Origin of the sequence: Rhizobium sp. BK619, from assembly GCF_014195245.1 — a bacterium.
GTDB classification, from domain to species: domain Bacteria; phylum Pseudomonadota; class Alphaproteobacteria; order Rhizobiales; family Rhizobiaceae; genus Rhizobium; species Rhizobium acidisoli.
The window spans coordinates 387,035-410,104 of sequence record NZ_JACIBH010000002.1; the positions used below are offsets into that span (position 1 = coordinate 387,035).

The following is a 23,070-nucleotide window of genomic DNA, read 5'->3' on the forward strand; positions in this document are numbered from 1 at the left end:
CCAACCGACAGATGCGGAGCGTTTCGATGACCGGTTCCGGTTCAGAGATTCTATTGCCTCGGCGCAGGCGACGGCGCCAATCGAACTGGCGCGGCCTTGCCTATATCGCGCCGGCCATGGCGCTGGTCATCGTCTTCTTCATCATGCCGGTTCTGTTCACCGGATGGATGAGCCTGCACAACTGGCCGCTGATGGGGGCGTCGCGCTGGATCGGCCTCAACAATTATTATCGCATGGTCAACGACACCCGCTTCGTGACGGCGCTGAATTTCACCGCCTATTATACCGTGATCGTCACCATCGCCATCTTCGCCGTCGCCTTTCCGCTCGCCATCTTCGTCGAGAAGGAACGGCAGTTCGTCAGCGCCTATCGCACCATCATCTTCCTGCCCGTCGTCGTCGGGCTTGCCACCGCCTCGCTGCTCTGGGTCTGGCTTGCCAATGTCGATAGCGGCTTCATCGGCCCGGCCCTGAAAGCGCTCGGTCTTTTGGAAAAGAGCCCCAATCTGCTCGCGACCTTCGACACCGCCTTCCTGACGATCGTGGTGATGGTGGTCTGGAAGATCGCCGGCTTCACCATGATCATTCTTCTCACCGGCCTGCAGGCCATTCCCTCCGAACTGACGGAGGCGGCCCGCATCGATGGCGCTGGCCGCTGGCAGCGTTTCCGGCATCTGACGCTGCCGCTGATGCGCAAGACGATCGCGCTGGCGCTGATCGTCTCGGTCACCGGCTCGATCCTCGCCTTCGACCAGTTTTACATCATGACCTCGGGCGGGCCGCAGAACAAGATGATCTCGGTGGTCTATTACATCTTCAACCAGTCCTTCGTGTCCTTCAATCTCGGTTACGGCGCGGCACTGTCGATCGTGCTTCTCGCCATCCTGGTGGCGATCAGCATCGTGCAGCTCTGGCTGCTGCGCGTCGGGGAGGAGCGCCCATGAGCACCTCGAGGGAACGCCGCGCCCGCAAGGCCATCCGCGTAAAATCCGCCTATCATCTGACCGGCATCGCCATCTCGATCTTCTTCCTGGCGCCGTTTGCGATCACGCTGCTCGCCTCCTTCCGCCAGGGGACCGAAGCCAGCCTGCCGCCGCTGCCGCCATGGCCGACATCGGGCGTCAGCTTCGATGCCTATGCGCTGCTCGATACGTTCGGCGCCGGCATCTGGCGGCACATGATCAATTCGCTGTTCGTCTCGGTCGCCACCGTGGTGCTGACCGTCGCCGTCAGCCTGCTCGCCGGCTACGGCTTCTCGCGCTATCGCTTCCCGATGAAGAATGCGCTCTTCGTGCTGATCATCGCCACGCTGATGATCCCGTTCCAGTCGATCCTGACGCCGCTCTTCATCATCCTGGCCAAGCTCGGTCTCAACAATTCGCTGCTCGGGCTGACCCTCGTCTATGTGACACTGCAGCTGCCCTTCTCGGTCTTCATGATGCGCAACGCCTTCGATGCGGTGCCGAAGGAGATCGAGGAGGCGGCCCGCATCGACGGCGCCCGCGATCTCCGGCTTCTGGCCCGCGTTCTGCTGCCGCTGGTGCTGCCAGGCGTGGCGACGGTGGCGATCTTTGCCTTCCTCAATGCCTGGAACGAGTTTCTCGCCGCCCTGGTGCTGCTCTCCAGCAATGAGAAATACACCCTGCCGGTGCTGATGACGGCGGTTCGCGCCGGACGGCTCGGCGCCATCAACTGGGGAGCGGTGCAGGCCGGCGTCGTCGTCATGACGATCCCTTGCCTGATCGTCTTCCTGCTCCTGCAACGCTACTACATGCGCGGGCTGATGGCCGGCGCGGTGAAATGACCATAGGGAAAGTCGAGCCATGACCAAATCAAGCAACGACCGCCAGTTTCGTCCCGTCGCCGTTCCCGATGTGGAGCTCAGTGGCTTCTGGGGCAAATGGCAGGACGCCGTCTGCAATTCCACCGCCGAGACCCTGCTCGACCGCTGCGTCGAGGCCGGCATGCTGAAGGCGATCGACATCTCCCAGCCGAGCCCCGGCGCCGTCATTCCCATTCAGCCCTGGGGCGGGACGACGCAGATGTTCTGGGATTCCGATCTCGGCAAGTCGATCGAGACCATCGCCTATTCGCTCTATCGCCGGCCGAACCCGAAGCTGGAGGCGCGCGCCGACGAAATCATCGACATGTATGAGAGGCTACAGGACAAGGACGGTTATCTCAATGCCTGGTTCCAGCGCGTCGAGCCCGCCCGCCGCTGGACCAACCTGCGCGACCATCACGAGCTCTATTGCGCCGGCCATCTGATGGAGGCCGCGGTCGCCTATTACCAGGCGACCGGCAAGCGCAAGCTGCTCGATATCATGTGCCGCTTTGCCGATTACATGATCACCATGTTCGGCCATGGCGAAGGCCAGCTCCCAGGCTATTGCGGCCATGAAGAAGTCGAACTTGCGCTGGTCAAGCTTGCCCGCGTCACCGGCGAGAAGAAATATCTCGAACTGTCGAAATTCTTCATCGACGCGCGCGGCACCGAGCCGCACTTCTTCACGGCGGAAGCCGCTCGCGACGGCCGGAGCGCTGCCGACTTCCATCAGAAGACCTATGAGTATGGCCAAGCGCACCAGCCGGTGCGCGAGCAGAAAAAGGTCGTCGGCCATGCTGTGCGCGCCATGTATCTCTATTCCGGCATGGCCGATATCGCCACCGAATATAAGGACGACAGCCTGACGGCGGCACTGGAAACGCTCTGGGACGACCTCACAACCAAGCAGATGTACATCACCGGCGGCATCGGCCCGGCCGCATCCAACGAAGGCTTCACCGATTATTACGATCTGCCCAATGATACGGCCTACGCCGAGACCTGCGCTTCGGTCGGCTTGGTGTTCTGGGCAAGCCGCATGCTCGGGCGCGGCCCGGACCGCCGTTATGCCGACATCATGGAACAGGCGCTTTATAACGGCGCGCTGCCCGGCCTTTCCACCGACGGCAAGACCTTCTTCTACGACAATCCGCTCGAAAGTGTCGGCAAACACCACCGCTGGAAATGGCACCATTGCCCCTGCTGCCCGCCCAACATCGCCCGGCTGGTGACCTCGATCGGCTCCTATATGTATGCCGTTGCCGACGATGAGATCGCCGTGCACCTCTATGGCGAAAGCACCGCCCGGCTGAAGCTTGCCAACGGCGCCGACGTGGAACTGGAACAGACCACCAACTATCCTTGGGACGGCGCGGTCGCCTTTACCACCAGGCTCAAGACGCCGGCCAAATTCGCGCTGTCGCTGCGCATTCCCGATTGGGCCGAGGGCGCCACCCTCAGCGTCAATGGGGAAATGCTCGATCTTGCTGCCAATATCCGCGACGGATATGCCAGGATCGATCGCCAATGGGCCGATGGCGATCGTGTCGCCCTTTCCCTGCCGCTTTCGCTGCGCCCGCAATATGCCAATCCGAAGGTGCGCCAGGATGCCGGCCGTGTCGCCCTGATGCGCGGGCCGCTGGTCTATTGCGTCGAGACGACCGACAATGGCGAGGATCTCAACGCCATCGTCCTGCCGCGCGAACTTCCGGCCGCCGAGACCGTCGTGCTGAAGGATCTCAACGATGCGGTCGCCCTCGATCTCAAGGTCGAGCGTGAGGAGACGTCGAACTGGGGAACACCGCTCTACCGCAATGCGCCGGCTGAAAGGCAGGTCGCCACCGCGCGTTTCGTGCCCTATCATCTTTGGGACAACCGCGCGCCCGGAGAGATGCTCGTCTGGGTCCAGTCGGACAAGTAGGTCGTTTGGGGATGACGAACGGTATGGCTAACAAGAGCGTCGTGCTCCAGGACGTGCGCAAAAGCTATGGCAATCTGCAGGTGGTCCACGGGATCGACCTGACGATCGAAGAGGGCGAATTCGTCGTCTTCGTCGGCCCGTCCGGCTGCGGAAAATCGACGCTGCTTCGTATGATCGCCGGCCTCGAGGACGTGACCGACGGCGAGGTCGAGATCAAAGGACGTGTTGTCACCGATCTCGATCCCTCCGAGCGCGGCATCGCCATGGTCTTCCAGTCCTATGCGCTCTATCCGCATATGAGCGTGCGCGACAATCTGGCCTTCGGGCTGAAGATGGCGCGCACCCATGCCGCCGAGATCGAGGCACGCGTCAAGGCGGCCTCCGCCATCCTGAAGATCGACCATCTTCTCGACCGGCGGCCGGGACAGCTTTCCGGCGGCCAGCGCCAGCGCGTGGCGATCGGCCGGGCGATCGTGCGCAAACCCGATGTCTTCCTGTTCGACGAACCGCTCTCCAATCTCGATGCGGAACTCAGGGTGTCGATGCGCATCGAGATAGCCCGCCTTCACCGCGAACTCGGCAACACGATGATCTATGTCACCCACGACCAGACCGAGGCGATGACGCTCGCCGACAAGATCGTCGTGTTGCGCGACGGCCGCGTCGAGCAGGCCGGAACGCCAAGGCAGATCTACGAAGATCCCGCCAATACCTTCGTGGCGGGTTTCATTGGCTCGCCCCGGATGAACCTGCTGAACGCCCGCTGGGGCGAGGGCGGACTGGTGGAGGTCGCCGGCTCCCGCATCGAAACCGGCTTAAACAACTCGGGCCGGCCGGCCGGAGGCGCGGTGACACTCGGTCTGCGGCCGGAACATCTGAAGGTGGCGCCCGATCGGTCGGGCAAGCTGACGGCCACGGTCGATTTCTCGGAATATCTCGGCGGAACGCAGTATCTCTACTGCCAGCTTGCCGACGGCCAGTCGCTGACCGTCGAGCACCGCTCGCCGATCAGCATCGCGGCGGGCGAGCAGGTCGGCCTGCTGTTCGAACCGGCGGATTGCCGCTTGTTCGACGAGGCCGGCAACCGGCTGCGGTAAACTTCAGCCGGCGATCTCCAGCTTCATCAGATCCGCCGCCCTTTGCCGGGCCTGCCGGTCGGCGGCGAAGACATCGTCCATGTCTTCAGCCGGCGGCAGGCCGGCCAGATCGTCCATGACCCTTTCGGTGATCTCGGCCATGGCGAGGAAGGGCAGCCGCCCCTCGATGAAGGCTTCGAGCGCCACTTCCTTGGCGCCGTTCAGCACCGCGCCCTGAACACCGCCGCGCGTCATCGCCAGGCGCGCCAGCCGCAAGGCCGGAAAGCGCAGCTCGTCCGGCGCTTCGAAATCGAGCCTGGCGAGCTTGGCAAAATCCAGCCGCTCGATCGGCAGGTTCGGCCGGCGCGGAAAGGATAGGGCATAACCGATGGCGGTGCGCATATCGGGGGCGCCGAGCTGGGCCAGCACCGATCCGTCGGTATAGCCGACCATCGAATGGATGATCGATTGCGGATGGATGATGACCTCGATCTGTTCGGGCGTCAGGCCGAACAGATGGCGGGCTTCGATCATTTCAAGCGCCTTGTTGAACATCGAGGCGCTGTCGATCGAGATCTTCAGGCCCATCGACCAGTTCGGGTGGGCGCGCGCGGTTTCCGCCGTCACACCGGCCATCTCCTTCAGCGAGGCGGTGCGGAAGGGCCCGCCCGAGGCCGTCAGCACGACGCGCTCGATGGCATGGCGCTGGTTTTCCTCAAGCACCTGGAAAATCGCATTGTGCTCGCTGTCGACAGGAAGCAGCCTGCCGCCGCCCTTGCGGATCGCTGCGATGAACAGATCGCCGGCCGAGACCAGGCATTCCTTATTGGCAAGGGCGATATCGGCGCCGCGCTTTGCTGCTGCCAGCGTCGGCGCCAGGCCCGCGGTGCCGACGATTGCCGCCATCACCCAGTCGGCTTGCCGGTCGGCCGCTTCCATCAGGCCGGATTTTCCGGATGCGACCGCGATGCCGCTGCCGGAAAGCGCGCTCTTCAGCGCCTCGTAATGCCGGTCGTTTGCCGTCACCGCCATTCGCGCGCCGAAGGTTTTCGCCTGCCGGGCCAGCAGTTCGACATTGCCGTTACCGGTCAGCACGGAAATTTCGAAATTCTCCCGCCCGCCCAGGTGATCGACGACATTGAGGGTGTTCTGGCCGATCGAGCCGGTCGAGCCGAAGATGCTGAGGCGCCGCGGCGCGGTTTTGCCGGTCATTATCTGCAATTTCGCGAAAATTTCTCTCGTAGGCTCAGGCTCTACTAGGCTTTGCAGGGGGCGGCAAGTGTGCGGTGCAGCAGATTTCATCCTTCAAGGGGTTTACAGAGCCGCGGCTGGATGTGATCCTTGCTACGTCGCTGGCGGATTCGAAATTCGTCGCGCCGTTCGCGGTCGCAGAGGCAATTCGGGGCGCTGCGGCGTCCTTCGGAAGCAGGCACCGAGGTGCCGATGGCTTTCCGGCAAACAATCGAGGATGAACCGGGACAGGCGGCTTGGCCGCAATCCCTCATCACGTTCGCTGCAAGCGCATTCATGTGCGCTGCGGCCCCCGTGTCCGTGAAAACGTTGGATTTCATGACGATAGTCAAAGCAGCCTGCATCTTCTTCGCCATCCTCCTTTCGCTCGGCCCCGCGGCGAGAGCGGATGATCTGCTGATCTGGTCGCCGGCCAAACTCTCCGACCGGTCTTACAAGGCGACGATGGGTTTTCGCCTGCCGGCCGAATGGGAAACCAGCGCCGGCGCCGATATTGCGCTCGCCTCGACCAAGGGCGGGGCGCCGCTGCCCGATTCCGAACAGGCAATGCTCTGGGGCAGGATCGTCAGGACAAACGTCACGCCATCAGGCCAATCGCAGCGGGGCGCAAGGATCAGCGTCGATACGCTTCGCGGCAGCGGCGCGCTGACGCTCAGCCGCTCACGCAGCTGGATCCTGTCGGATTCGCTCGATATGCAATCGAGCCGGTCGATCAGCGTGCAATATGACGCGGTCGATATCAAACAGGCCTCGGTGACGGCGTCTCAGGCGCTGAAGCTGATCCATCCTTGGACCGGAACCTCGCTTTCGGCAGGCGCCGGCATCAGCAATGCCAGCGGCGATTTTTCGAGTTCGGTTGCCGTCAACCAGGCGATCCTGCCGAACCTCAATCTCGATGCCTCGGTGAGCAATCCGTTTTCGCCAGATGAGGCCGGCAGCGTCAATCTGCGCTATCGCCTTAACTGGTAAAGCACGTCGCGCAAAAGTGTGCCGCGGTTTTGCCAGGCAAAGCGCGAAGCGCTTTTGCGCAACGACATGCGAGAAAATAAAGAGCTAAAGCGCAAGGAGCGAATCTGAAAGATCGCGACGCGCTTTAGCGGCCCTGCAACCAAAACCGGCCGAGGGGCGTTTCCTCAGCAGACTTTAAGGAGGAACGGATCATGGTGTTCAAGGAACAGAGATTTCATGGGCTGGAGCCCGAGATGGAAGCGGAAATTGCCAATCGCGCATCGGTCGAAGCCGCCGTCGCCAACGCGCTGGCGATTGCCGGCGGCATCGATGCATCAGATGTCGAAGTGACGATGGAAAACGATCAGATCGTGCTGACAGGCACGGTCGGCACCGTCGGCGAGATCGAACGGGCGACCGCGGTTGCCAAGGCTGTCGAAGGCGTACATTCGGTGCAAAACCGGATCCTGCTCGGCGGGCCTCCGCTCAATGAGCGGCACTGACGCGCCGTTATCTCCCAATCAGCGCTCAGCCGGTCAACCGGCGAAGCGCTCGACGAGGAAGGACGAACCGGCCAGGCGATCCGTCTTCTGCAGGGACACCGGCCCATGCGGCTGATAGGCGATGGCAAGCAGCACGGCGCTGACGGCGACATAGGCGATTGCCAGAAGAGTCATCTTGATACGCATGACGCTTACTCCTTTTGCCGAATAACGCGGCCGATTTAGCGAAGTTCCGCATCAACAGATCAAATGAAAAGCCCGGCGGATCAGCCGGGCTTCGTGCGTGGATCGCCTATCGGCAGACCCTGGTTTCCTTGATGACCGTATGGCCGTGGCGGCGGATTTTTTCCGTCTTGGTAAAGCAGTCGCGGGAAACGTAACGCCGCATATCGTGGCGGTAATAGGGGCTGTGGTGGCGGTAATAGGGACGTTCCGAATCACGGTAGTATGGGCGCTCATCACCCGTGGTGATCGTCACGCTGGCCGCCTGGGACGGCATTGCGGAAAAGATCGATGCGGCAGCAAGCGTGCAGGCAAGGATAATCTGTTTCATGACAAGGCTCTCTTTCTCAGTTGGTCAGGGGAGCAACTCGCTGGAAGCGCTGTCGGTTCAATCACATAGCGTTACCGATTGTGACGAAGAGAAACCTTTGCGGCCGCGGATCGTTACCGCAGAGAAGCGCCGGAGGCATCGAGAATGGGACCGATTGCAAGGATTATCGCCATCGTCGCCGGGCTTGCCGGCGGCACGGTCTTTTCGCAGGCGCCGGAATTTGCCCAGCAATACCGCCAGCGGATCGGCGGCGCGATCGACGAATTGCGCGTCATCGTCGAGGACTTCAACAGACAGGCAGCCGACCACCACCTCGATCGCCAGCAGGCGCTGAACACCTACGCGCAATCCTCCGACGATTTCCTGCGGGACCGCGGTGTCTCGATGCAGAGCACGATCACGCGCTACGAAACGCTGCTGTCACAGCAACTGAAACTCGGCACCGCCGCGCCGGTCGCCAAGCCCTTCGTGCTGATGGGGGAGCCGGATGATGTCGTCTTCGCCAATACCTGGCGGGATTTTGTGCCGGGTGTGCCCGTCAGCTTTGCGGGTCTCGTCTGGGGCGCAATTGGGTTTGTCGGTGGCTGGGTCGTGGCTGCGTTGCTGGGATTGGGAACGCGGCGCGCGGTGAGGACACGGCAAGCCAATGGTTCCGCAAAGTGGTGATGAGCCAAGCCGACGGCCGCCAGTTTTGGAGAAGATCTGCGGAGGGTGCTATAAGCCGGCCGCCTTTCGCAATGCATCGTTCATCCTTGACTGCCAGCCTTTGCCGGTGGCCTTGTAGAACTGGATAATATCGGTATCGAGACGGATGTTCAGGGGTTGCTTCGGGTTATCAAGCTTGGGTCGACCGCGGGCTGCAATGGCCTTCTCCATCTTTTCGGCAACGTCAGGAAATGCCTCCTTGAAGGGCTTGGTTCTTGCCATTTCTTCCTTGGACAGAGGGGGATTGTCGGAGACGGCATCCCAATCCTCCTTGGAGTAACCGCGGCCAGGCTGAAACTGGTTCGTTTTCCGGGCTTTGATAATCATCGGATCATGCTCCTTTCGTCCTTGCGGGCGGGGCGCATCGAAATGATCGAAAGCGCCTCAGAGCCCAAATTTACGAAGATCACGACGATCGTTCCGTCAGCGAGGCGGCCTATGGCCTTGGATCGCCCATCTTTGGCGGGAACGACAACGGAAGACAGGAAGAACTCGAAAGTCAGATCGGCGAAATCGAGGCCATGTTTTCGATATTGGCAATCCGCTTCGGTTCGTCCCACACGATCTCCATTAAATGTATCTACAATAATTCGATGCCGTGGACAACGATTAATGTGGATACAAAAAGGCTTTCGCAGACGTCAAACGGAGAAGTGCAGCGGGCTTAATTACTCCGACCTCGCGGGTCGCGGCGATGACGTAGTGGCAACGGCCATAGTAGTGATCCCGACGCGATTCGAACGCGTGACCCCCAGATTAGGAAACCGCTCCGACACGGTGCGCTGCAAGGGGTTTCGGCGGCCGTGTCGCTTCCATGTTGCGTTCACGCAAGAAAGACGCGCTCGGCCGCAGCGAGTTCGACGGCATTTGCAGGTAGACTGCGCCCGTCGCTTCATTGCGGGCTATGACACGATGCGTCAGATGGAGAACGTTTAAACCTTTCCAAAGGTAGGAGACTTTCGATGCCGAACACGATTCCGCCCGCCGGCGAAGCTGTGCCCGGAGAGGCGTACCGCCGCCCGACAGACAAGCAGATCGTTGATGCCTTGGACTCTGTGGATTGGCAGATCACGGAGCTTCGCCGCGCCGCCATGTTGACAGATGAGTACTTGAACATGGAGTTCAGAGAGGGCAACAGCGGCAACTTTGCAGATCACTGCGTTCTGAATTCCGAACAGGCGGACGGCATCCTCTACCTGCTGCGACACCTCCGCCAGTTTTCCGTGGAATTGGAGAAAGCTATTGACAGAGCATACGGACGCGAGGGACTGAAATGATAAGGAGTTCCTGCTCATATCACGCTGCGAAAGCGCGTTGGAAATGAGCCGCACGGCTGATCTCAGGGGGCGCGGCTTCAATCTGCAGAATTGCAGCCGGTACGCTCGCTTAATCCTCGAAGAACTCGATTTCAACTTGGTCTTGCGGGTACTTCGATGGGTCCATAGCGATAGGGATGTCTCGGTATTTATCGTCGAAGCCGCGCTGAAAAATACTGTTGCTCACTCTGATGCCCTTGGGTTTGTGGTCCTTGTAACGTTCCAAAGTGTCATTCAGGAATTCTTCGACGTCCGCATTCGAGAGTTCGCCTCCCAATTCACTGTTAATTTTCATGTTGTGGATTCCTCTGTTGCTGCCGCCTTCAATTTGGTAGCGGCGAGGTGTTATTGCAACTGTCTTAAGGCGCTCCCATCGCTCTGCACGGTACCCATCACCCAACGATCATCTCAAGAAAGGCGGCATGCGAAATATTTGCAGCTTTTTGTTCGAGATCTCGATGGGCATGGTCGAGCAAAGATGGTCGCGCGCCAAGCAGGTATCCGACTATGTCGGCATGATCACTCGATTCATTATTGTCATGGGGTTCACCAAATTCGCCGAGAAGCATCTGTCGCAAGATCCGGGCGGCTGTAGTTACACTGCTTTGTGATCTGCGCTCTCTACGGTCTGTCCACGGCACTTGCGCTTTCGGTGATGACCGTTCCGTATGGCATTCTTGTGAGTGTTGCGAAGCCGAAGCCAGGATGGATGGTGCTCGCGATGCCTCCATTGGACTCGCGATAGCAGTACTAGCCGCATTCGTTATGATGGGGGTCGCAGGGTCTGCTAATGGTGGGGTTTCTGCACGACTATCGACCTTAGGCCCACCGCCCGCTCATTGATCGGCGCGGGCACCAGCCTGGGCGATAATCTCAGTATTATGCTGATGTCAGCTGGGGATTCCAAAACGGCCGCCACCATGTTATAGTGGCGGCCGATGATGATGGAGCGCCCGACAGGATTCGAACCTGCGACCCACCCGCTAGCAACGGAATGCTCTATCCTCTGAGCTACGAGCGCAATGCGTTCGTCAGCCTAAGCCGCCTCCAATGGCTTTGGGGGCGGCTTTATTTTTTGTGGCCTCGATCGTCGGCTTGTTTAACGTCGAGGCCTGCAACTCTTCTCGTCATGCTTGACTCCGTGATTCGTACCAGTAGCCTAGCATGGATCAGGTATGGAGCAAGAAAAAAATTAGGTATGGAGTTAGAGTGTATCTTGTGGTTTCGGAGGAATGGCTTTAGGTTCTGATAAAGGAGATTGGACCGATGTCAGAGAATGATTCTAAGCCACGCTTTCGTAGTCCCCCCTATCCGGCCATAGACCTAAGCAAGGCCATCGAACGAGCGAAGCAACTCTATTCGAAAGCGATGCATCATCCCGCAGGCACTGCAGTGCTCGCCGAGGCATGGGGTTATGGTGAGAAGAGTAGCGGGCTCTGGGCGACTGCCGCAGCGCTAATCCATTTTGGTCTTATACGCGATGAGGGAACAGGCCCGAAGCGTAAGTTCACGTTGAGTGATACCGCCGTGCGAATCATAAGGGATGCAGACCCGGATTCTGAGAAGCGACGAGACGCAATCAGGCGAGCAGCGCTTTCGCCAACAATCCATAGTGAACTGCGCGAAAAATTCGGTATTGATCCAGGTCTCTCCGACATCGTTCTGAAAAACTATTTGACGCTCGATCGCGCAGACGAAGGCAAAGCAGCTTTCAGCGATGGTGCGGCGGATGATGTAATCCGCATTTACAAAGATAGCATGGCATTCGCTGGGATCGCTATTTCTGCCAACCTACCTCCTCTTGAAGAAGGTATGGGTGACGAAGATGATGACGACGATTTCGATATCGCCGCGATTCGGGCGAAACGCGAAACAATGAAGTTGGCATCGAGTCCGGTCGCTCCAAAACAACCGACCGCACCCCAACACGGCGAGCGCGTTTTGCAAGATGGAATTCTGTCTCGCGAGACCACCTATAGGATCATCGTCAAGGGCAAGATCGGCCCCCGCGAGATCGATCGCCTGATCAAAAAGCTGGAACTCGACAAAGAGATTTTGGCGGATGCCGAGGGGGAGGACGGCGAGGAAGAAAACATCTTCAGCTGAGCATGGTGATCCCGACGCGATTCGAACGCGTGACCCCCAGATTAGGAATCTGGTGCTCTATCCTGCTGAGCTACGGGACCACTGAAGCCATGCATACAAAAGGCTTGGCGCGAAGCCAAGCCTTAATTGTTGTCAGAGGCCGAGGCGTTGTTCGGCGAGGCGGACCCAGTAGGAGATGCCGTGGGCGATGGCTTCGTCGTTGAAGTCGTAGGCCGGGTTGTGCAGGCCGGCGCTGTCGCCGTTGCCGATGAAGATGAAGGCGCCGGGGCGGGCGTTCAGCATGTAGGAGAAATCCTCGCCGCCCATCATCGGATCGATCTCGGCGTTGACGTTGCCCTCGCCGGCAATTGCGCTGGCGGTGGCCACCGCATGTTCGGTCTCGTCGGGATGGTTGACGGTGACGGGGTAGTTGCGGTGGAAGCTGATCTCGGCCTCGGCGCCGTGGGCGGCGGCGACGCCCTCGACGATCTGGCGGAACCGCGTTTCGGCCAGCGTGCGCACCTCGGGGTCGAGGGTGCGCACCGTGCCGGCGAAGGTCGCGTCGTTCGGGATGACGTTATGGGCGAAGCCGGCATTGAACTTCGTCACCGAGACGACGACCGAGCTGATCGGATCGGCGGTGCGCGAGGCAATCATCTGCAGGTTGGCGACGATCTGGGCGCCGATAGCGATCGGGTCGATCGTCCGGTGCGGCTGGGCGGCGTGGCCGCCGCGACCCTTGATGGTGACGGTGAATTCGTCGGTCGCCGCCATGATCGCGCCCTTGCGGGTGGCGAATTGTCCCACAGGCAGGCCCGGCAGATTGTGCATGCCGTAGACTTCTTCGATGCCGAAGCGCTCCATCATGCCGTCCTTGACCATCAGGTTGCCGCCGCCGCCGCCCTCTTCGGCGGGCTGGAAGATGACGGCGATGTTGCCGTTGAAATTGCGGGTTTCGGCCAGGTATTTCGCAGCGCCGAGCAGCATGGCGGTGTGGCCGTCATGGCCGCAGGCATGCATCTTGCCCGGCGTCTTCGAGGCCCAGGGCTTGCCGGTGATTTCGGTCAGCGGCAGGGCGTCCATATCGGCACGCAGGCCGACGGTGCGGCGGCCTTGGCCCTTGCCCTTGATCAGGCCGACGACGCCGGTGCGGCCGATGCCGGTGACAATCTCGTCGACGCCGAATTCCTTGAGCTTTTCAGCAACGAAGGCGGCCGTGTTCTCAACCGCGAAGAGCAGCTCGGGCCGGGCGTGGATATGACGGCGCCATTCGGCGACTTCGTCCTGCAATTCGGCGGCTCTGTTCAAAATCGGCATGTTGGCGTTCCTGTTATGAAATCCCGGCAATCGTTCATCGCATCACAAGGGCGTGAGGCGGGGGGTGTGAGGCGGCTGGGGCGTGAGCCTGTGGAAATTACTTAGTCAATGACCTTTGCCATGTCATAGCCATATAGGCTAAATAGGGGAAGGTTTCGAGATTTTCCTGATATCCGAAGGACAAAGCGTGTCGACGAGCCACTTCCGTTTGTTTGCCGCCTTGCGGCCGTTGAGTTTCGCGGTCGCCGCGACGGCTGGTTTTCTTGCCTCGGTTCCGTTCGCCGCGGCCAATCCGCATATTCTCGTCGATGTGCAGACCGGCCGCGTGCTTGAGCATGAAGAAGCGTTTCGCAAATGGTATCCGGCCTCGCTGACCAAGCTGATGACCGTCTATACCGTGTTCGATGCGATCCGGGCCGGGCAGATCAGCCTCGATACGCCTGTCGTCATGAGCAAACGCGCCGCCGCGCAGCCGGCCGCCAAGATGTATTTCAAGCCGGGCCAGAAGCTGACGCTCGACAGCGCGCTGAAGATCCTGATGGTGAAATCGGCCAACGACATTGCCGTTGCTGTCGCCGAAGCCATCGGGGGCACGCAGGAAGGCTTCGTGACGCGGATGAACGGCGAGGCGCTGAAGCTCGGCATGACGGATTCGCATTTCGTCAATCCGAACGGCCTGCCGGGCAAGGGGCAGTATACGACGGCGCGCGATCTTGCGGTGCTGACCGTGGCGCTGCGCCGCGATTTTCCGCAATATGCCTCCTATTTCGCGCTTGAGGGTTTCACCAACGGCCAGCAGAACGTGCCGAGCCTCAACATGCTGATCGGCCGCTTCGCCGGTGCCGACGGCATGAAGACCGGCTTCATCTGCGCCTCGGGCTTCAACCAGATCGGTTCGGCGACCCGCAACGGCCGCACCATCGTCTCGGTCGTGCTCGGCACCGACAGCCTCGCGGCGCGCGCCGATGCGACGGCGAACCTTCTGCAGAAGGGTTTCACCACCCAGTTTCCCGGCAATGAGACGCTGGGTTCGCTGCGGCCCTACGGGCAGGGACAGGACCAGGTGACCGACATTTCTGCGGACATCTGCAGCGCCAAGGGCGCCAAGATACGCAGCGAAACGCGCGACGAAGTCGGCCGCATGCGGGTGCAGTCGCCCTATATCCAGGAAATGGATCACGATCCGCGCTTCGTCTTTGCCGGCCTCATTCCCGGTCAGGATCCGCAGCCGGCGGCACAGCCGGAAAAGGTGGCGACCGGCGATACGGCGGGCGGCATCGCCAACGTGCCGGTGCCGATGCCGCGCCCGACATCCTTCTAAGATAGGCTTTCAAGGTCAAACGATATGAGCGCGCTCAACGACAGGATTCCGGTCACCATCCTGACCGGCTTTCTCGGCGCCGGCAAATCGACGCTGCTCAACCGCATCCTCAAAGATCCTGCGATGAAGGATGCGGCTGTCATCATCAATGAATTCGGCGATGTCGGCATCGATCATCTCCTGGTCGAAAGCTCCGGCGATTCGATCATCGAACTCTCGGACGGCTGCCTCTGCTGCACCGTGCGCGGCGAGCTTGTCGACACGCTGGCAAACCTGATGGACGCCGTGCAGACGGGCCGCGTCAAGCCGGTGAAGCGTGTCGTCATCGAAACGACCGGCCTTGCCGATCCTGCCCCGGTGATGCAGGCGATCATGGGCAATCCCATCATCGCCACGAATTTCGAACTCGACGGCGTCGTGACCGTCGTCGATGCGGTGAACGGGCTGCAGACGCTCGACAATCACGAGGAAGCGCGCAAGCAGGCGGCGGTCGCCGACCGGCTGATCGTCTCGAAAAAGGCGATGGCTGGGGCAACCGATGGGCTGGAAAAGCGGCTGCGGGCGCTCAATCCGCGCGCCGCGATGATGGATGCAGACAGCACTGAGGCCGGCAGCGCCGCGGTGCTCGTCAACGGGCTCTACGATCCGGCGACCAAGATCGCCGATGTCGGCCGCTGGCTGCAGGACGAGGATGCGAACGAGGCGCATCACCATCATGCTCACGGCCACGATCATCATCATGGTGGCGATCACCACGGCCATCACCATCACAATCATGATGGCGATCACGCGCACCAGGACCCGCATGACGTCAACCGTCACGATGCCTCGATCCGGTCTTTCTCGATCATCGAGGAGAAGCCGATCGATCCGATGGCGCTCGACATGTTCATCGATCTCCTGCGCTCCGCCCATGGCGAGAAGCTGCTCAGAATGAAGGCGATCGTTTCCGTCTCCGACCGGCCGGACCGACCGCTGGTGCTGCATGGCGTGCAAAGCATCTTCCATCCGCCGGTGTGGCTTGCCGCCTGGCCGGATCCCAACGACCGGCGCACGCGCATGGTACTGATCACCAAGGACCTGCCGGAAGCCTTCGTGAAGGATCTGTTCGACGCCTTTCTTGGCAAGCCGCGCATCGACATGCCGGATCGCGCGGCGCTGTCCGACAATCCGCTCGCCATTCCTGGTATGCGGATTTAGCCCTTTTTAATCAGGAAGCGGTGGCCGGTTTCGGTCTTTTCGGTCTCGACCAGCTCGTGGCCGTCCTCATTGCAGAAATGCGGCATGTCGATCACCGCCAGCGGATCGGTGGTGTCGACGCGGATGAGCGTGCCGCTTGCCATGGCGGCAAGCTTCTTGCGTGTCTTGATCACGGGGAAGGGGCATTTCAGGCCGCGAAGATCGTAGAGAACGGGGTTCAAGCCGTTCAGTTCCGCGCCCAGAATTTCCAGAACGGCTTCCTCGCCGCGGCCTCAGCGGTTTCCTGCGGTTCGGGCGCGGTATAGGCCAGCGGGTTCGGCATCGGCACCGGCACGGCCGCAGGCGTCGCGGCCGCGACTGCCATTGGCTGGGCCTGCGCCTGCGGCTGGGCAGCGGCTGCAGGCGTGGCGCCCGGCGCGGTCTTGGCGGCGAGGCCCTGCGCGGTGCGCTTGGCCATTAGGTCTTCGAGTTCGGCGACCTTGACCATGCGGCCGGCTTCCAGCGAGGTGCCGGTCGGTGCGTAAGCGAGTTCGCGGCCCTTGCGCGTCTTGGCGACCACGGCCTTGCGCTCGGCTTCGGACGGATCGTACCAGGCCATGCCGTCGAATTTGCTCATCGCCTTGGCATAGTCGGCATCATAGGTCTTGCCGTAGGCGGCAAGGGCGGCCGTCAGCGCCGGCGGCGTCGACATGGCAGGGCATTTGCCGGCGGCATTGAAGGCGCCGCCATCGGTTGCCTGCTGGTTGAAGACGTATTTCTTCTCGCAGACGGCCACCTCGGGCGGGCGTTTCGTCACTTCGAAATTGTCGTAGCCGACCTTCAGCATCTTCCAGAAGTCGTAGCTTGAGTCGAGCCGATGCTTGACCATGTTTTCCGCCGTCATGCGGAAGGGGAAGGCCTGCAGCTGCACGGTCGCCTGGCCGCCCTTGAAGGCGTCGCGGGCGAAGGCGTAAATTTCAAGCACCTGCTGGTCGGTCATCGAATAGCAGCCGGAGGACGAGCAGGCGCCATGGATCATCAGATCGGAGCCGGTGCGGCCGTTCGCCGCGTCGTAGCGGTTCGGGAAGCCGGTGTTGATCGCCAGATAATATTTTGAGTTGGGGTTCAGGTTGGCGCGCGTCAGATCGTAAAAACCTTCCGGCGCCTGCCGGTCGCCGGTCTTTACCTTCGGGCCGAGACGGCCCGACCAGGCGCAGATCTTGTAGTCGGCGATCTTGTCGAAACGGTTGTCGGTCTTCGCCTTCCAGATCTCCATGGCACCTTCTTCCTTGAAGATGCGGATCATGATCGGCGAATTGCGGTCCATGCCCTTGGCGGACATAGAGGCAAGGATATGCGGCGGAAGCGGCTGCTCGACCTTGTTCTTGACCTTGGAGAGATCGACCTGCGCGGTTTCCAACGCGTCATTGCAGCCGGTCAGAGCCAGCGCCATGAGGGAAACATAGGCAAAATAACGTATGCGCATCCAAACTAGCCCATAAAGATAATGCGACCCGGTCCGCCTATGGAGTTCGGGCATTAGACGGAATCATAGGCGGCTTATACTTTATAAATCCTTACCAGCCTATGACGTGCCCTGAACATCCCCGCAAGCGCGAATGCTACAGATAATATCAATGTGGCCAAGATTTGGCCCCAATCGCCGAAAGCCGAACTTGTCTCGGACATGATGCCGAAAAGTATCAGCGATTTTCGGGCTGTTTTTAGAGATTGCGGCCCATATTGAGGAATTTCTGGCGGCGCTCGTTGCGCAGCTGTTCGCCGGAACGGGATGCCATTTCGCCGAGCGCATTGGCGATCACATCGCCGGTTGCGGCGATGACGCTGTCGGGATCGCGATGCGCACCGCCGAGCGGCTCGGAAATGATGCCGTCGATGACGCCGAGCGATTTCAGGTCTTCGGCGGTGATCTTCATATTGGTCGCCGCTTCGCGGGCGCGGGTGGAGTCGCGCCAGAGGATGGAGGCGGCGCCTTCCGGCGAGATGACGCTGTAGATCGAATGCTCCAGCATATAGACCTTGTTGCCGGTGGCGATGGCGATGGCGCCGCCCGAGCCGCCTTCGCCGATGACGACGGAAACGAGCGGAACCTTGACGCCGAGACACATTTCCGTCGAGCGGGCGATCGCCTCGGCCTGGCCGCGCTCTTCGGCGCCAACGCCCGGATAGGCGCCAGCGGTATCCACCAGCGAAATCACCGGCAAGCCGAAACGATCGGCCATTTCGAGAATGCGGATCGCCTTGCGGTAACCTTCCGGCCGCGGGCTGCCGAAATTGTGCTTCAGGCGGGTCTTGGTGTCGTTGCCCTTTTCCTGGCCGACGACGGCGACGGGCTGGCCGCGGAAGCGGGCGAGGCCCGCCTGGATCGCGGCATCCTCGGAAAATTTGCGGTCGCCGGCGAGCGGCGTGAATTCCTGGAACAGCGTCTTGGCGTAGTCGACGAAATGCGGGCGCTGCGGATGGCGGGCGACCTGGGTCTTCTGCCAGGGATTGAGCTTGGAATAGATTTCGACGATCGCCTCGCGGACGCGAACCTCCAGCCTGCCGATCTCATCGGTGGTGTCGATGCTCTCGTCTTCCGTTGCGAGCTTCTTCAGCTCGATGATCTTGCCTTCGAGGTCGGAGATCGGCTTTTCGAAGTCGAGATAATTGTGCATGAGGTGCGTTTCCGTTTCCTTGTGCCCGGGGCGTTTTCCTGGCTCCGCCCCTTGTCGCCGGTCCTATTCGTGCTTTTTCGCCTGTTTGGCAAGGGGGTGATGCGTCTGGACGAGCTGCTGCAGCCTCTCTTCGAGGACATGCGTGTAAATCTGTGTGGTCGAAATGTCCGAATGGCCGAGGAGTTCCTGCACGACGCGCAGGTCGGCGCCATTGGCAAGCAGGTGGCTGGCAAAGGCGTGGCGCATCACATGCGGCGAGATCATCGACGGCGTCAGGCCGGCGCGGATCGCCAGGTTCTTGAGGTCGCGGGCAAAAACCTGGCGCGGCAGATAGCCCTCCTTCGAGGCGGCGGGAAACAGCCAGGGACTTTCCTGCGGATTCTTGGCCGCGGCATTTTCCGCCGCCAGCAGGCGGCCGTAGGATTTCAACGCCGATATCGCCGATTGCGACAGGGGCACCAGCCGCTCCTTGTTGCCTTTGCCGCGGATCATCAGGAAACGCCCTTCCTGATCGAGCACGCGGGCGGGAAGCGAAACCAGTTCGCTGACACGCATGCCGGTGGCATAGAGCAGCTCCAGCAGCGCCAGCATGCGCAGGCGCTGCAGCTGGCCGGGTGCTGCATCGCCTGCCTCGGCCTCAGCCTGGGAAAGCAGCTTGCCGACCTCCTCGACGCCCATCGTCTTCGGCAGCGGGCGGCCTTTCTTCGGCGCGTCGAGAATGCCGGTGGGGTCGTCGGTCCTCAGCCCCTCGGCGTAGAGGAACTTGTAGAACTGCCGCATGGCGGCAAGCCGGCGCGCCTGGGAAGAAGCTTTGAAGCCCTTTCGGGCGAGCGAGGCGAGATAGGCGGCCAGATCGGCGGAGGCGGCTTCGGTCAGCCGCACGCTGCGCTCCGTCAGGAACGAATGGACGTCGTCGAGGTCGCGCTCATAGGATTGCAGCGTGTTGACGGCTGCGCCGCGCTCGGCGCTCATCATCTCCAGGAAGGATTCCACATGGACGCGGCTCAGATCCACCATGCCGGTCACTTCCTGGTCGTGTTGATCGTGCCCGTCGCCGGCGGATTGACCCGCTCGGACGGAATACGGATGGTCACGTCGCGCGGCTCGGGCTCGACGAAGGTCACAAGCGCCCACATCGCTCCGTAGACCGTCCCGGCGAGGATCGCGCAGACGAACAGAAAACGGAACAGGGTCGGCATCCGGCAACTCCTTCATGCTCTGCTTCTGTTATAAGAAGCGTATCTGCAAGTGCAAGAAGCGGTATTCAAGCCATGATTCCCTTGTCCGCGACTTGACGCTCCAGCTGCATTTGTCGATACGGTTTGCAAACAAAGTGTGAATGGACCGATGAGTGAACCACTGCTGACCGTTGCTGACAGCTTGAAAGACAGAGCTCGCGCCGCGCTCGGTTCACGCAATCTGATCCTCGTCGGCCTGATGGGTGCGGGAAAATCCGCCGTCGGCCGCATCGTCGCCAGCCAGCTCGGCATTCCCTTCATCGACAGCGACCACGAAATAGAGCGCGTGTCGCGCATGACGATCCCCGAACTTTTCGCGGCCTATGGCGAGGATGAATTCCGGGCGCTGGAAACGCGGGTGATGAAGCGGCTGTTAAAGGGCGGGCCGCGGGTCGTCTCCACCGGCGGCGGCGCCTTCATCAACGAGCGGACGCGCAGGCATATCATCAAGGGCGGCGTCTCCGTCTGGCTGAAGGCCGATCTCGACGTGCTCTGGGAGCGGGTCAACAAGCGCGACAACCGTCCCTTGCTCAAGACCGAAAACCCCAAGCAGACGCTCGAAGGCCTGATGAATGCGCGCTACCCGATCTATGCGCAGGCCGACCTCACCGTGCTCTCGCGCGACGTGCGCAAGGAAATCATGGCCGACGAGGTGCTGAAGGCGATGATCGAAGCTCAGAAGGAAAAAGCAGCGTCATGAATGCGATACCCTCCGCCTCATCAGTCCAGACGGTGCATGTGCCGCTCGGCGAGCGCGCCTACGACATCCTGATCGGGCCGGGGCTGATCGCGCGGGCCGGCGCCGAAATCGCCTCCCGCCTCAAGGGCCGCAAGGCGGCTGTCGTCACCGATGAAAATGTCGCGCCGCTCTATCTCCAGGCGCTCGTCGCAAGTCTCGATGAAGCGGGCATCGCCTCGGCCGCGGTCGTCCTGCCGGCCGGTGAGAAGACCAAGAGCTTCGAGCATCTGATGACCGCCTGCGACAAGGTGCTCGAAGCCCGCGTCGAGCGTAACGATTGCGTCATCGCGCTCGGCGGCGGCGTTATCGGCGACCTCTCGGGATTTGCGGCCGGCATCGTGCGGCGCGGCGTGCGCTTCGTGCAGGTGCCGACCTCGCTGCTGGCGCAGGTCGATTCCTCCGTCGGCGGCAAGACCGGCATCAATTCCCGCCACGGCAAGAACCTGATCGGCGTCTTCCATCAGCCGGACCTGGTCCTGGCCGATACCGATGTGCTGAATACGCTAAGCGAGCGCGAATTCCGCGCCGGTTACGCCGAGGTCGCCAAATACGGGCTGATCGACAAGCCGGATTTTTTCGCTTGGCTGGAAGCCAACTGGAAGGCGGTTTTCACAGGCGGCGCCGCCCGCATCGAGGCGATTGCCGCCAGCTGCCAGGCGAAGGCCGATGTCGTCGTTGCCGACGAGCGCGAGAACGGTCCGCGGGCGCTGCTCAACCTCGGCCATACGTTCGGCCATGCGCTTGAAGCGGCGACAGCCTATGACAGCTCCCGTCTCGTGCATGGCGAGGGCGTTTCGATCGGCATGGTGCTGGCGCACGAATTCTCTGCGCGGATGAACCTTGCAAGCCCCGACGATGCGCGGCGCGTCGAGCGGCATCTGCAGGAGGTCGGCCTGCCGACCCGTATGTCCGATATTCCGGGCGAGCTGCCGCCGGCCGAAACGCTGATGGATGCGATTGCCCAGGACAAGAAGGTCAAGAGCGGCAAGCTCACCTTCATCCTGACGCGCGGCATCGGTCAGTCCTTCGTCGCCGACGACGTTCCTGCCTCCGAGGTGATCAGCTTTCTCAGGGAAAAACACCCCTAATGTCCGTCGAAGGCGCTCTGGCATTTCTTGCGACATATTGGCCGGAGATCCTTTCGATCACGGCGCTCGTGCTGATGTCCGCCTTCTTTTCCGGCTCGGAAACCGCGCTGACCGCCGTGTCGCGCAGCCGCATCCATACGCTCGAGGTCAACGGCGACGAACGCGCCGGCCTTGTCCGGCAGCTGATTGAGCGGCGCGACCGGTTGATCGGCGCGCTGCTGATCGGCAACAATCTCGCCAACATCCTGTCCTCGTCGATCGCCACCAGCCTGTTCCTCGGGCTGTTCGGCAATTCCGGCGTGGCGCTGGCGACGCTGGCGATGACCGTCATCCTGGTCATCTTCGCCGAAGTGCTGCCGAAGAGCTGGGCGATTTCGACACCCGACCGTTTCGCGCTTGCGATCGCGGTTCCCGCCAGGCTCTTCGTTCTCGTCGTCGGCCCGATTTCCTCCTTCGTCAATGCGATCGTCCGGCGGATCCTGGCGCTGTTCGGCATCAATCTCTCACGCGAGGTATCGATGCTGACGGCGCATGAGGAGCTGCGCGGCGCCGTCGACCTGCTGCACCGCGAGGGATCGGTGGTGAAGGCCGACCGCGACCGGCTTGGCGGCGTGCTCGATCTCGGAGAACTCGAACTCTCCGACATCATGGTCCACCGCACGGCGATGCGGGCGATCAACGCCGACGATCCGCCTGAGGCGGTGGTGCGCGCCATTCTCGAAAGTCCCTATACGCGCATGCCCTTGTGGCGCGGCACGATCGACAACATCATCGGCGTCGTTCATGCCAAGGACCTGCTGCGGGCGCTGGCCGAACCAAACATGGAGCCGCAGAACCTCGACATCGTGAAGATCGCCCAGAAGCCGTGGTTCGTGCCCGACAGCACCAATCTCGAAGATCAGCTCAACGCCTTCCTGCGCCGCAAGCAGCATTTCGCCGTCGTCGTCGACGAATATGGCGAGGTGCAGGGCATCGTCACGCTGGAGGATATTCTCGAGGAAATCGTCGGCGATATTTCCGACGAGCACGATATCGAGATCCAGGGCGTGCGCCAGGAGGCCGACGGTTCGGTCGTCGTCGACGGTGGCGTGCCGATCCGCGACTTGAACCGCGCGCTCGACTGGAACCTGCCCGACGAGGAGGCGACGACGATTGCCGGCTTGGTCATCCATGAATCGATGACCATTCCGGAAGAGCGCCAGGCCTTCACCTTTTACGGCAAGCGTTTCGTCGTCATGAAGCGGGAAAAGAACCGCATCACCAAGCTGCGCATCCGCCCCGCCGGGGAAGACGGCGCAAAACCGGTCTGAGCCGGCTTGGACTATCA

General features: G+C 61.3%; 26 protein-coding genes, 2 tRNA genes and 1 pseudogene. 15 read left to right on the forward strand and 14 right to left on the reverse strand.

What is annotated here, in order from left to right:
• Positions 1 to 26 precede the first annotated feature (26 nt).
• Genes FHX14_RS05205 through ugpC form a run of 4 tightly spaced genes read left to right on the forward strand, consistent with a single transcriptional unit; the run spans position 27 to position 4,843 of the window.
• Positions 27 to 944, forward strand: coding sequence for a sugar ABC transporter permease (locus FHX14_RS05205; protein WP_003589886.1), 918 nt, complete (start codon positions 27 to 29; stop codon positions 942 to 944).
• Positions 941 to 1,804 (forward strand): carbohydrate ABC transporter permease, encoded by an 864-nt coding sequence (locus tag FHX14_RS05210; protein ID WP_003589887.1) that lies wholly within the window; start codon positions 941 to 943, stop codon positions 1,802 to 1,804. The genes FHX14_RS05205 and FHX14_RS05210 overlap by 4 nt, the downstream gene beginning before the upstream one ends.
• 19 nt (positions 1,805 to 1,823) lie before the next feature.
• Positions 1,824 to 3,746: a glycoside hydrolase family 127 protein gene (locus FHX14_RS05215; protein ID WP_184376495.1), complete on the forward strand. Its 1,923-nt coding sequence runs from the start codon at positions 1,824 to 1,826 to the stop codon at positions 3,744 to 3,746.
• Between the two features lie 11 nt (positions 3,747 to 3,757).
• Complete coding sequence (gene ugpC, locus FHX14_RS05220; protein WP_003589889.1) at positions 3,758 to 4,843, forward strand: sn-glycerol-3-phosphate ABC transporter ATP-binding protein UgpC; 1,086 nt, start codon at positions 3,758 to 3,760, stop codon at positions 4,841 to 4,843.
• Positions 4,844 to 4,846: 3 nt separating this feature from the next.
• Here ugpC and dxr read toward each other — a convergent pair whose 3' ends face one another.
• A complete protein-coding gene (gene dxr, locus FHX14_RS05225; protein ID WP_037074016.1) occupies positions 4,847 to 6,037 on the reverse strand; it encodes a 1-deoxy-D-xylulose-5-phosphate reductoisomerase in 1,191 nt (396 codons plus the stop codon).
• 354 nt (positions 6,038 to 6,391) lie between these two features.
• Between dxr and FHX14_RS05230 the strand changes: the two genes are divergently transcribed.
• Both FHX14_RS05230 and FHX14_RS05235 read left to right on the forward strand, forming a co-directional pair.
• On the forward strand, positions 6,392 to 7,042 hold the full coding sequence (locus FHX14_RS05230; RefSeq protein ID WP_037074017.1) for a hypothetical protein: 651 nt from the start codon (positions 6,392 to 6,394) through the stop codon (positions 7,040 to 7,042).
• A 191-nt stretch (positions 7,043 to 7,233) separates the two neighbouring features.
• Positions 7,234 to 7,524, forward strand: coding sequence for a BON domain-containing protein (locus tag FHX14_RS05235; protein ID WP_003589894.1), 291 nt, complete (start codon positions 7,234 to 7,236; stop codon positions 7,522 to 7,524).
• 33 nt (positions 7,525 to 7,557) lie between these two features.
• Here FHX14_RS05235 and FHX14_RS05240 read toward each other — a convergent pair whose 3' ends face one another.
• Positions 7,558 to 7,710, reverse strand: a complete 153-nt coding sequence (locus FHX14_RS05240; protein WP_003589895.1) for a hypothetical protein — start codon at positions 7,708 to 7,710, stop codon at positions 7,558 to 7,560.
• 106 nt (positions 7,711 to 7,816) lie between these two features.
• Entirely contained in the window at positions 7,817 to 8,077 is a 261-nt protein-coding gene (locus tag FHX14_RS05245; protein ID WP_003589897.1) for a hypothetical protein, read from the reverse strand.
• 144 nt (positions 8,078 to 8,221) lie between these two features.
• Between FHX14_RS05245 and FHX14_RS05250 the strand changes: the two genes are divergently transcribed.
• A complete protein-coding gene (locus FHX14_RS05250; protein WP_184376496.1) occupies positions 8,222 to 8,743 on the forward strand; it encodes a DUF2937 family protein in 522 nt (173 codons plus the stop codon).
• Between the two features lie 48 nt (positions 8,744 to 8,791).
• On the opposite strand, the gene FHX14_RS05255 is transcribed toward FHX14_RS05250, so the two are convergent.
• Both FHX14_RS05255 and FHX14_RS05260 read right to left on the reverse strand, forming a co-directional pair.
• On the reverse strand, positions 8,792 to 9,109 hold the full coding sequence (locus FHX14_RS05255; RefSeq protein ID WP_184376497.1) for a BrnA antitoxin family protein: 318 nt from the start codon (positions 9,107 to 9,109) through the stop codon (positions 8,792 to 8,794).
• Positions 9,106 to 9,353, reverse strand: a pseudogene (locus tag FHX14_RS05260) (BrnT family toxin). The gene FHX14_RS05255 and the pseudogene FHX14_RS05260 overlap by 4 nt, the downstream one beginning before the upstream one ends.
• Positions 9,354 to 9,744: 391 nt before the next feature.
• On the opposite strand from FHX14_RS05260, the gene FHX14_RS05265 reads away from it, so the two are divergent.
• Entirely contained in the window at positions 9,745 to 10,059 is a 315-nt protein-coding gene (locus FHX14_RS05265) for a hypothetical protein (RefSeq protein ID WP_184376498.1), read from the forward strand.
• 109 nt (positions 10,060 to 10,168) lie between these two features.
• On the opposite strand, the gene FHX14_RS05270 is transcribed toward FHX14_RS05265, so the two are convergent.
• Positions 10,169 to 10,498, reverse strand: a complete 330-nt coding sequence (locus FHX14_RS05270; RefSeq protein WP_184376499.1) for a hypothetical protein — start codon at positions 10,496 to 10,498, stop codon at positions 10,169 to 10,171.
• Between the two features lie 58 nt (positions 10,499 to 10,556).
• Here FHX14_RS05270 and FHX14_RS05275 point away from each other — a divergent pair, with 58 nt between their 5' ends.
• Entirely contained in the window at positions 10,557 to 10,709 is a 153-nt protein-coding gene (locus tag FHX14_RS05275; protein WP_184376500.1) for a hypothetical protein, read from the forward strand.
• A 334-nt stretch (positions 10,710 to 11,043) separates the two neighbouring features.
• On the opposite strand, the gene FHX14_RS05280 is transcribed toward FHX14_RS05275, so the two are convergent.
• Positions 11,044 to 11,119, reverse strand: a tRNA-Ser gene (locus tag FHX14_RS05280).
• 245 nt (positions 11,120 to 11,364) lie between these two features.
• On the opposite strand from FHX14_RS05280, the gene FHX14_RS05285 reads away from it, so the two are divergent.
• Entirely contained in the window at positions 11,365 to 12,204 is an 840-nt protein-coding gene (locus tag FHX14_RS05285; protein ID WP_184376501.1) for a hypothetical protein, read from the forward strand.
• A 3-nt stretch (positions 12,205 to 12,207) separates the two neighbouring features.
• Here FHX14_RS05285 and FHX14_RS05290 read toward each other — a convergent pair.
• Positions 12,208 to 12,284: transfer RNA gene (locus tag FHX14_RS05290), tRNA-Arg, on the reverse strand.
• Between the two features lie 52 nt (positions 12,285 to 12,336).
• The gene (locus tag FHX14_RS05295; RefSeq protein WP_184376502.1) at positions 12,337 to 13,500 is read right to left on the reverse strand and encodes a M20 aminoacylase family protein; all 1,164 of its coding nucleotides are present in this window, start codon (positions 13,498 to 13,500) and stop codon (positions 12,337 to 12,339) included.
• A 187-nt stretch (positions 13,501 to 13,687) separates the two neighbouring features.
• Here FHX14_RS05295 and FHX14_RS05300 point away from each other — a divergent pair, with 187 nt between their 5' ends.
• Both FHX14_RS05300 and FHX14_RS05305 read left to right on the forward strand, forming a co-directional pair.
• Positions 13,688 to 14,821, forward strand: coding sequence for a D-alanyl-D-alanine carboxypeptidase family protein (locus FHX14_RS05300; protein ID WP_184376503.1), 1,134 nt, complete (start codon positions 13,688 to 13,690; stop codon positions 14,819 to 14,821).
• A gap of 24 nt (positions 14,822 to 14,845) precedes the next feature.
• On the forward strand, positions 14,846 to 16,021 hold the full coding sequence (locus FHX14_RS05305; protein ID WP_184376504.1) for a GTP-binding protein: 1,176 nt from the start codon (positions 14,846 to 14,848) through the stop codon (positions 16,019 to 16,021).
• Here the strand turns inward: FHX14_RS05305 and FHX14_RS05310 are convergent.
• The 5 genes from FHX14_RS05310 to FHX14_RS05330 form a co-directional block, all read right to left on the reverse strand.
• Positions 16,018 to 16,242, reverse strand: coding sequence for a sulfurtransferase TusA family protein (locus tag FHX14_RS05310; protein WP_012559148.1), 225 nt, complete (start codon positions 16,240 to 16,242; stop codon positions 16,018 to 16,020). The two genes, FHX14_RS05305 and FHX14_RS05310, sit on opposite strands and share 4 nt — an antisense overlap.
• Before the next feature lie 5 nt (positions 16,243 to 16,247).
• Positions 16,248 to 17,486, reverse strand: coding sequence for a murein L,D-transpeptidase family protein (locus FHX14_RS05315; RefSeq protein WP_184376505.1), 1,239 nt, complete (start codon positions 17,484 to 17,486; stop codon positions 16,248 to 16,250).
• 238 nt (positions 17,487 to 17,724) lie between these two features.
• Positions 17,725 to 18,678 (reverse strand): acetyl-CoA carboxylase carboxyltransferase subunit alpha, encoded by a 954-nt coding sequence (locus FHX14_RS05320; RefSeq protein ID WP_003589922.1) that lies wholly within the window; start codon positions 18,676 to 18,678, stop codon positions 17,725 to 17,727.
• Between the two features lie 63 nt (positions 18,679 to 18,741).
• Positions 18,742 to 19,695: a site-specific tyrosine recombinase XerD gene (xerD, locus tag FHX14_RS05325; RefSeq protein ID WP_184376506.1), complete on the reverse strand. Its 954-nt coding sequence runs from the start codon at positions 19,693 to 19,695 to the stop codon at positions 18,742 to 18,744.
• Between the two features lie 5 nt (positions 19,696 to 19,700).
• Positions 19,701 to 19,877 carry a hypothetical protein gene (locus tag FHX14_RS05330; RefSeq protein ID WP_003589926.1) on the reverse strand — a complete coding sequence of 59 codons (177 nt, stop codon included), beginning with the start codon at positions 19,875 to 19,877 and terminating at the stop codon, positions 19,701 to 19,703.
• A gap of 148 nt (positions 19,878 to 20,025) precedes the next feature.
• Between FHX14_RS05330 and FHX14_RS05335 the strand changes: the two genes are divergently transcribed.
• Genes FHX14_RS05335 through FHX14_RS05345 form a run of 3 tightly spaced genes read left to right on the forward strand, consistent with a single transcriptional unit; the run spans position 20,026 to position 23,053 of the window.
• Positions 20,026 to 20,616, forward strand: a complete 591-nt coding sequence (locus FHX14_RS05335) for a shikimate kinase (RefSeq protein ID WP_184376507.1) — start codon at positions 20,026 to 20,028, stop codon at positions 20,614 to 20,616.
• Positions 20,613 to 21,743, forward strand: a complete 1,131-nt coding sequence (aroB, locus tag FHX14_RS05340) for a 3-dehydroquinate synthase (protein WP_184376508.1) — start codon at positions 20,613 to 20,615, stop codon at positions 21,741 to 21,743. The genes FHX14_RS05335 and aroB overlap by 4 nt, the downstream gene beginning before the upstream one ends.
• Positions 21,743 to 23,053 carry an HlyC/CorC family transporter gene (locus FHX14_RS05345; protein WP_184376509.1) on the forward strand — a complete coding sequence of 437 codons (1,311 nt, stop codon included), beginning with the start codon at positions 21,743 to 21,745 and terminating at the stop codon, positions 23,051 to 23,053. The genes aroB and FHX14_RS05345 overlap by 1 nt, the downstream gene beginning before the upstream one ends.
• The last annotated feature ends 17 nt before the right edge of the window (positions 23,054 to 23,070 follow it).